Below are 887 nucleotides of genomic sequence, written 5' to 3'. Positions count from 1 at the left end.
CCCGCGCTCGTCTCGCCTCCGCTATCCCGACCAGCTCCGACGAGACGAGCGCTACCGCCAAACCCCGCCGCCCGAAGGGGTCAAAATTGGACGCCGATGAGGGGTCAAATTTGCAAGCCGATTGACACATTCAAGCCGAGCTAGAGGCGCTCGATCAAAAATCGCAGGCCGAAGAAGCCCGCTGGGAGAAGGAGCGAACATGGCTGGAAGCCGCCTTGCAACGTGCGCGGAGTTAGCTGAGGGGCCGGCGAAGGCCGACCGTTATTCGGCTCTACTCCTGACAGCAGACGTTAGCGCTTGCTGTCGGCGGGTCTCCGAAGGGCCAGAAGGCGACCTCGGTGATCTGGGCCTACTACCGTGTCCGACCTGAGCTCGCGGCCGTTCCCGATCGAGCTCGCGCCAGGTGCAACGCGGCCTCAATGCCGCTATCCAAGATCCGCTCCGCTTCGGCAGCGCCGGGCACGGCCCGTGCGACCTGCAGGGTGCCCACCATGAGGCTGAAGATGGCGGTCGCGCGGTGGCGGTTCGCTGCAGAATCTGCGCCGGGAAGGAGCGCGGCCAACGTCGCAACGTAGCTTCGCAGCGCTTTCTCGTAATCTTGCCTGATGGACAGAGGCTGGCGGGCGATTTCCGGAAGTAGCGCCGCGGAGGGGCACCCGTCCGCCCGGGCTTCGAGGTGAGCGCGGTTCAGGTACCCCCGAATCGCGCCTTCAAGGTCCAGATCCGTGAGCTGATCTTCATCAAGACGATGCTGCTGGTCGCCGAGCGCGCTCGCCAGCGCCTCGCGAACAAGCGCGTCCTTTGACTCGAAATGCGGAGAGAATGCCCCTTTGGTCAGGCCGGCCTCTCCCATCATCCCGGCTATCCCGGCGGCGGCGATGCCGTCG

General features: G+C 65.3%; 1 protein-coding gene and 1 pseudogene. One reads left to right on the top strand and one right to left on the bottom strand.

The features are described from left to right. Positions 1-125: pseudogene (locus I6F35_RS40725) on the top strand (IS21-like element helper ATPase IstB); the annotation flags it as partial. Between the two features lie 227 nt (positions 126-352). Here the strand turns inward: I6F35_RS40725 and I6F35_RS39560 are convergent. Continuing rightward, on the bottom strand, positions 353-887 hold a 535-nt coding region (locus I6F35_RS39560; RefSeq protein ID WP_225122961.1), incomplete at its 5' end, for a TetR/AcrR family transcriptional regulator.

The organism is Bradyrhizobium sp. BRP22, assembly GCF_020194175.1.
GTDB lineage: Bacteria > Pseudomonadota > Alphaproteobacteria > Rhizobiales > Xanthobacteraceae > Bradyrhizobium.
The sequence above is the reverse complement of the archived record's forward strand: the minus strand, read 5'-3'. Positions and strand labels throughout refer to the sequence as shown.